7 protein-coding genes and 1 pseudogene are annotated in these 6924 nt (G+C 65.6%); 2 read left to right on the plus strand and 6 right to left on the minus strand.

The window, feature by feature from the left end:
* Positions 1 to 298 (minus strand): annotated as a pseudogene (locus tag PLC66_RS21845) (LysR family transcriptional regulator); the annotation flags it as partial.
* 106 nt (positions 299 to 404) lie between these two features.
* Between PLC66_RS21845 and PLC66_RS21850 the strand changes: the two are divergent.
* Positions 405 to 704: a helix-turn-helix domain-containing protein gene (locus PLC66_RS21850; RefSeq protein ID WP_324544297.1), complete on the plus strand. Its 300-nt coding sequence runs from the start codon at positions 405 to 407 to the stop codon at positions 702 to 704.
* A 25-nt stretch (positions 705 to 729) separates the two neighbouring features.
* Here PLC66_RS21850 and mobH read toward each other — a convergent pair whose 3' ends face one another.
* The gene (gene mobH / locus PLC66_RS21855) at positions 730 to 2583 is read right to left on the minus strand and encodes a MobH family relaxase (protein WP_324544298.1); all 1854 of its coding nucleotides are present in this window, start codon (positions 2581 to 2583) and stop codon (positions 730 to 732) included.
* Between the two features lie 432 nt (positions 2584 to 3015).
* On the opposite strand from mobH, the gene PLC66_RS21860 reads away from it, so the two are divergent.
* Entirely contained in the window at positions 3016 to 3384 is a 369-nt protein-coding gene (locus PLC66_RS21860; protein WP_324544299.1) for a DUF3742 family protein, read from the plus strand.
* Positions 3385 to 3411: 27 nt separating this feature from the next.
* On the opposite strand, the gene PLC66_RS21865 is transcribed toward PLC66_RS21860, so the two are convergent.
* The 4 genes from PLC66_RS21865 to PLC66_RS21880 form a co-directional block, all read right to left on the minus strand.
* The gene (locus PLC66_RS21865) at positions 3412 to 4941 is read right to left on the minus strand and encodes a conjugal transfer protein TraG N-terminal domain-containing protein (RefSeq protein WP_324544300.1); all 1530 of its coding nucleotides are present in this window, start codon (positions 4939 to 4941) and stop codon (positions 3412 to 3414) included.
* Positions 4942 to 4956: 15 nt separating this feature from the next.
* Entirely contained in the window at positions 4957 to 5310 is a 354-nt protein-coding gene (locus PLC66_RS21870; protein WP_324544301.1) for a hypothetical protein, read from the minus strand.
* A complete protein-coding gene (locus PLC66_RS21875) occupies positions 5307 to 6713 on the minus strand; it encodes an integrating conjugative element protein (protein WP_324544302.1) in 1407 nt (468 codons plus the stop codon). Before PLC66_RS21875 ends, PLC66_RS21870 begins: the two co-directional genes overlap by 4 nt.
* Positions 6714 to 6723: 10 nt before the next feature.
* Positions 6724 to 6924, minus strand: a 201-nt coding sequence (locus PLC66_RS21880; protein ID WP_324544303.1) for a TraU family protein, incomplete at its 5' end; no start/stop codon positions are given.

Here is a 6924-nt window from a genome sequence, read left to right on the forward strand (position 1 = left end):
ACGGCACTTCACGATAGGCCAACAGGTGGGAGCGCTTGGTCATGGCGACCGCCAGGGTGTCATGCCACAGCGGCTCGCATATCCAGCCAGGCCACTGCCAGTCAGTCGCAGACAGCGCAAAGTCGAAGCTGTCGCCCGGCAGTTCCGAGGCTCGGCCGGGGTCTGTCCATCCGGCCAGGGCGACATAGGTATCCGGCTCTTCGGCACGCTGCAGGGCGAGCACGCTTGCAAGTTGGGGCGGCACCCATTCGCCGAGCACGGCCATGCGTATCTCAGCGGTGACGTCACTCGACTCCACGTTTAACTCCCCCAAGACAGCAAAATTGCGGCCACTGACTTGATGGCTGCTTAATGAGTTAAGTTTAACGTGGTTTAGATCGTGGCCGCGATCGACGCTTTTGGCGATGCAAAAGCGTTTGATCCAAAGAGGTCGCCCCACCGGCACCACTACCTACGAAGCGAAACCAGCCATCGCGTTTGGGGCTGCCGTGCGGGAGGAAAGAACCAACCAAGGTATCGCTCAGGAAGCGCTGGCCCACATGGCCGGCATCGAACGGTCCCACATGGGCAAGATCGAGCGCGGCGAGCATGTCCCCACGCTCCCGCTCATCCTCAAGATCGCCCGTGCGCTGAAATGCAGTGCCGCCCACTTGATGACGCTGACTGAAGCCAAGCTGGCGGAGTCGGCCCCATCCGTGGACTGAAGGCCGCCCGCGCGGCTACCGCGGCTTATCCCTGATCGTCATTACCCTTGCCGCCAAGGACTGCATTGTCACGCTTTGCAGCCTCGTCGATGAGCCGCAGGTAGGGATTATCCGGCGGCACTTCGCAGAACAACGCATCCGCGCTGTTGAGCAGATAGCCGTGCAGGCGGCGCGACTTGCGCGGCCCCGTGACTTCGCAGGTCCAGATGTTCAGCCCGCTGGGCTGCTTGCGGTGCTGTCCCAGCTTTTCGAAGCGCTTCTGTACCCACTGCCACGCCTCCAGCTTCTCCTGCTTGGCCAGCACAGCGACTTGAAGGGACTCCTGAGCGTAGCGCTGGAACACACCGGGACTGACGAGGTAGGCCGTGCCGGCGACGGTATGCACCAGGGCCTTGGCGTCGTTGATGATGAGCTTGCGCGTCTGGATGCTCTGACGCAGCCAGGCCATGAAGTGCGCTCCAGAGGGTTCCGTGCGATCCTCGGAAGGCGCGACGCTCATCTGCGGTGGGAGTCCGGTCGAAGGCGTCGGCTCGGCCTCGGAGACAGGACAGGCTGGGATCACCGACTCTGTGTGCGGAGCGATGTCATCCAGAAGATCGAGCAGCGCAGCCACGCCGGTGTCTGTGCCTGCGGATGAACTTGGCGCCGTGGCCGACGGTACCGCTGTGATCCCTTCCACGCGCGGCCCATCAGGCAACGCCGCCGCCAGCGAGGTCGGCCCCGCCTGCTCCTGGTCGACCAGCACGCGTCCTGCGAAAGGTGCCGGCCGGTCGGTAGCATCCCAGATCATCGCCGGCGAGACTTTCAGGAAGGTGAACGCGTGCGACCAGCCGGCGTCGCTGGTGACGGTAGCCTTCCAGATCGCCTTTCCATCCGGCGTCGGCTGCACGATGCCGTGATCCTGCAGCACATTGAATACCGCCGTATTGCTCGCCGGGATACCGTCGACGCCCTGCGACAGCAGGTGCGCGCGCAGCTTGTCGGAGACGGTCTTGCTCACCAGCCAAAGTGCGTCCTCGGTAATCCAACCGTCCGCCGGGCCGCCCTGGTTCAACTTGAGCTCTTCCTTGAGCAGGTAGCGCAAGCCTTCGAGCAGTTTGCGTTGCAGCGCATGCCTCGGCGCCGCCAGCGCCCTGCTGGGATCGCCGCCGAGTTCCTGGGCGACCGATGCCTGGTCGGCCTGCACGACCAGTTCGCCGAGCGTGCCGGCGTGCTCGTACTGGCCGGCCAGCACGTACAGCAGCGCGGCCCAGAGGTCGGGATAGCCGCTGAGCCAGTCGAAGATGTCCCGATCGAGAAGGCGCGCGTAGAGCAGCCCGGTGGCGGCGCTGTGCAGGCGGTACTCGCGCTCCTTTCGGTAACGGAAGCGGTAGGGCTTTCGCAGCGGGCCGTGCCAGGGATGCCAGACGCTGCCGTCGGCATGTTCGACGTGCAGATCGACCGCAATCTTGCCGATGTCGTGCAGCAGGGCCGCGTAGGCCGTGCCTGCGGTCCAGGCTTCGGCCTGGGCCGCCTGTGCCTCTGGCGTGACGCCCGCAGGCAGCAGGTACGACTGCCGCAATTTCAGCGCATAGGCGACGATCTCCAGGCCGTGGTCCAGCATGCCGCCCGGATAGGCGTGGTGGTGGTTCTCGGAGGCCGGGAACTGCTGGACCAGCTCAGCGTAGCGCTCCAAGGGAGCGAGGTAGAGCGTGGCGAATTGTCGGCGCGAGAGCGACGTGCGCTGCCAGATGTGTTCCACCAGCTTCTGCCGACGCGGCGTGGCCAGCAGCGATGCGGCCGACTCCGGCTGTATCAACCCTTTCGAAGCTTCGATGGCGGATGTGGGCGGTGTGCCGGCGGTGGGTGGCACCCGTTTGCACTGGAACAGCGAGAGCATGGCGAACCCCGGATGGCGGGCGGCTCGAGGGCGCCTTTTTGGCCTTTTCAGGATAGGGCCTTTCCCCTTGGCGCCCTTCCTTTGCCCCTTCCCAGCCCTTTGGCCTTTGTCGAAAGCCTTTGGGTATAGGGCCGCTGCTGCGCGGGTGCCACGATGAATGCGGCATGGGGCAATCCCGGCAAGCCGGACGCTGCAGGGATGTTGCTTGCAGCGCCTCGTCGCGCGGCGTCTGTCAAACTGACGGACGTGGACATCGCGGACCAGAAAGCGCGATGCGAACCAAGCCGGCGACGCGAAACGACCGCCGCCGCACAGCAACCCGATCCAACCCGGCTCTTCCAGCCGCAACCCGTCCTCGTGATTGCAGTCTATGCTGGAAAGTGGACGGCAACCGGCCGCTCCTGAGGGCAAGCATCACTGAAACCGAGGCACATGAGCATGACCACCAACACGCACAACGGGCGCTGGAGCCACCGGCTGGGCCGGGGGGCTGGCCGTGCCTGGCGTGGATACCTGCGCCACGAGCGGAGTGTCGTAGGCTGGCTGGTGGCGCGCGGGGTGCCTGCGGGCGCGGCGACGGCGGTGCTCTGGCTCTTCAAACTGGCGGTACTTGGCCTGCTGCTCTACACAGCATCCTGGCTGGCGTTGCTGCTGGTCTTTGCGGTGGTCGCTGCATGGCTCGCATGGAACGTCGATTCCGACGATGAGGGCCAGCCGGTATGGCGCGAAGGGCACGGCGGCTTTGGTCTGTACGACAAGAATGAGTGGCGCCACGACACGGGCGACCCCGACGAGCCGTAGCCGTTGCAGCGGCTCGAGTGAATGCCCTTACTTAGCTGCGCCTTTCGCTGCCGTCATCGCAAGGCGAGAGCCACCACCTCCAGCCGCCTTTGCGTCGCCGGTGGCGACGGTAAGCGCTCCAAGAATGTTGCCTGCCCTTACGCCAGCCCAAGCCAAAGCCATTACCCAGAACGTCGGCAGCACGATGAACATCATCGCCATGACGAAGTTCAGCAACATATCGCCGAACGCATTGTTCAGGCCGATCAATGGATCGAAGTTGGCGTGCGGTCTGTCCGCGCCAAACCCTCGACCGTAGAGCGCGTCCAGGAGCGTGCTGTCGATCCAGCGCGCGAGCTGGAACCAGAAATCCACGAAGAACAGCGCAAATTGGACGCAGCTGACGGTCACCGCCGTCTTAAGGTCGTAGGTGCCGAGGAGCAGCACCAGCGGGACGCAGATGACGAGCGCCATCTTGAGCATCGTGAGCACCATCGGCAGCGCCTGGCGGACCACGTCCATCGCGGGAAAGAAGCCCAGCGCGCCGACCGTCATCCCCAGCTCGCCCGCGCCGCGCGTGACGATGTTTGGCAGCGTCTTGTCGATCTGGCCGCCGTAGTCGGTGTAGATGGCGCCCTGGTTCATCTTCTGCTGCCGCGGTGAGACGACGGCGCGGATCACCGCGTCATTGACCTCGCCTTGCGACAGGAAGCCCACCCAGCGCCCGATGCGGGTCAGCAGATCCGGGGCGACCTGTGCCAGCAGCCGGCTGCGCAGTCCCTGGCCGCCATCGGCCCACCACTGCCGGCAGGACGGATAGCCGCCGCCGCTGTCCACCTGAGCCAACCCTGCATCGCGGGTCGCGTCGTAGGGCCAGGCCGTGCGCGGCGTCTTGGAGCGATAGGTGTCATAGAAGCCGGGCGTGTCGAGGAAGTAACTCGATCCGATCCAGGTGACGTCGTTCATCTGCTCATCGGAGAGCGTCGGCCGGCTCATGAACAGCTTGGCGCGCGACGGCCCGTAGCAGTCATGCGTGAAATCGGCGACCTCCTGTGCCAGCACCGGATCATCGATCCGCGTGGCATCGACATCCATGCGAATCTGACGCAGGTCGTTGCCGCAGGGAATCGCTGCCACCGCGGCGCCCGTGACCGCCTTCGAGATGGAATGCATGAAAAACCACCACACCGGCACCAGTGCACTCTGGTTGTCGAGCGTGGTGTAGACATTGGCCCAGCCCGTGTCGTCGGGCAGCGGGACGCTGACCTGACATTGCGCGGAGCGCGTGGTGTCGAACTTGATCGTGGCGAGATCCACCGGGATGAACGGGATGCCGGCGAACAGGATGACCATGATCGCCACCCACACCCGGTTCTCGATGCGCATCGACGACAGCACGCCCTTGTTTCCTTCATCCGCGCCTTCGCTGCGGGCCTTGAGCCATTCCTGGATGACGATGGCCACGAAGGGCAGCGCGAACACGCCGCTGGCCACGAGTATGTTCCAGATACCGTTGCTGACCACCCAGGCCAGCAGGGTCAGGTAATACTCCAGGTAGTCCGTGGTGTAGAGCGTCATGCCCGCCTCCTGGTCTCAGCCGTGCCGCAACGCTTGGCTGGCTTCCAGTGCGACCACGGCAATCACGACGGCGATCTCCGTGCGCAGCAGGCGCTGATGCGTCTCGCGGGACGACTCGCGCCGCAACAGACGCCGACGCATCCACCACCAGCCGTACGCCGTCGCCCCGTAGAGGCCAAGCCGCCACACAAAGAAGTGGCCGGCGTGCGCCTGCAGCCAGTGCTGCCAGTCCTCGAAACCGCCGATCATGTGGATGCCGGCGATGTTCACCACCGCCGCGACAGCCACCACCAACAGGGTGCACAGCAGCCCAACACCAACGCGGCGCTTGAACAGCCAAGGCAACCGCCGCCAGCTCACCCGGCTCATGGCGTAACGCTCCGCGGCTTCTGGACTTCCCGCAGCCGGTCGCGCAGGGTGTCGCCCTCGAAGACGCCGCGCGAGCCGGCAGCGCGGGTGCTGTGGCGCTGGACGATCGCCATCGCCGCGTTGCCGGCCAGCGTGCGGCGCAACTCCAGCTCAGTCTTGAGGTTGTTGATCTCCTGCTCCAGCGCCCTGTTCTCCTGGTCGACTGCCCGCACGGCCAGTTCGTTGGCGGCGACGTTCGGCTCCTTCTTGCCGGTCAGCAACGTGCGTTGCAGCAGCAAGGCCTTCTCCAGCACGCTCGACAGCGCCGCCTCCGACGCCAGGCGCTTGCCCAGCACGTCCTGGTCGGGTTCGTCACGCAGGGCCTCGATCACGCCGCGGGTGATTGGCAGCGAGCTGCTGCCGGCCGCGTCGAGATTGGTCGGCGTCGTCGGTCGGGCGCCCGATACCAACTCCTGCAACACCAGCAGCTTGGTCTCGTACTCTTCCTGAATCACCGGCGTGAGGCCGACGCCCGGTGTGGTCTGGGTCTTCGTGCAGTTTTCGCAGGTGCGTTGCTCGCGTTCGCCCAGCACGCGGTTCGCAAAGGCCGCGGCCTCGCCAGGCGACGACCACGTCTGGCAGGTCAGACGGTTGCCGCAGGCGCCACGCGCGATCGACGACGTATCGGTGGCGCTGCGGCCGTTGAGCATGTTGTAACCCGCACGCGTCACGTCGCCGACCACCTTGATCGAACTCTGCCCGGCGCCGCCCGCGCTGCCGCCGCCGACCCAGGGCACGCCGTTGTTCCCCTTGTTGGATTCGGCCTGCTCGACGGCGGAGACGGCATCGTTTCTGGCGACCGCGTCCCGCAGCGCCATTCCCTCGGCGAGCTGGTCCCAGCCGGCCTGGCCGCCGGCCATTTCCGCCATCCGATTGGCGATGGCCCGGCAGGTCATCTTCGAGCGGTCGAAATCCAGGCGCGCCTGGAGGATGCCGTTGGTAAGCAGGTTGTAGAGCCCCGGGTCGGCGCGCTGGATGATCAGGGCCGGCAGTGAAGCCACGGCGGCGGTGGCGTTCTGGATCACGTTGCTCATGATCGTCTGAAAGCCGTTGGTGATGCCGTTGAGCTGGTTCTGCAGCGTCGTGGTGATGCTCATGTCGCCGCAGATCAGGTTGCTGTTCCAGCCGACCCCCACACCGATGCCCTGCATGTTGCCGGCCCCACCCATCGACACGGCACGGCCGCCGCCGATGCTGTAGAGGACGTCATCGCCGATCACGCTGCCACTGACGTTCACGCCATTGGGGTCGATGCGCGTCTGCGCCCAGGCGACGCCGTCGCCCAGCGTGATGGCTGCCACGAGCAGCATGGCCCGCAGGTAAGGCACCACGCAGCGCAGGAGGTCCGGGGGAAAGGCGTTCATCACGGGTCTCTCACATGAAATCGACGCTGCCGAGGAAGACCTGGCCACGGCGCCGGCAGCAGGAATACGGCCGCCACAATGCCCAGGCGTAGTCACCTTGCCGGGCCTGCACGCGGGTGCGACTGTGCGGGAAGACCACGCAACTGTTCGAGAGCGTGGGCGTCAGCTCCTGCCACTTGCCCGTCGAGGCGTCGGTCTCCATCAGCGCGCC

The sequence above is a fragment of the Thauera sp. genome, assembly GCF_035444905.1.
In the GTDB taxonomy this organism is placed as follows: Bacteria; Pseudomonadota; Gammaproteobacteria; order Burkholderiales; family Rhodocyclaceae; genus Thauera.

Bases quoted from the DNA above. Each gene is read 5' to 3' on its own strand.
- PLC66_RS21865 (WP_324544300.1), bottom strand. From the start codon at position 4,941: ATGACGCTCTACACCACGGACTACCTGGAGTATTACCTGACCCTGCTG.
- PLC66_RS21870 (WP_324544301.1), bottom strand. From the start codon at position 5,310: ATGAGCCGGGTGAGCTGGCGGCGGTTGCCTTGGCTGTTCAAGCGCCGC.
- PLC66_RS21850 (WP_324544297.1), top strand. From the start codon at position 405: ATGCAAAAGCGTTTGATCCAAAGAGGTCGCCCCACCGGCACCACTACC.
- mobH (WP_324544298.1), bottom strand. From the start codon at position 2,583: ATGCTCTCGCTGTTCCAGTGCAAACGGGTGCCACCCACCGCCGGCACA.
- PLC66_RS21875 (WP_324544302.1), bottom strand. From the start codon at position 6,713: ATGAACGCCTTTCCCCCGGACCTCCTGCGCTGCGTGGTGCCTTACCTG.
- PLC66_RS21860 (WP_324544299.1), top strand. From the start codon at position 3,016: ATGAGCATGACCACCAACACGCACAACGGGCGCTGGAGCCACCGGCTG.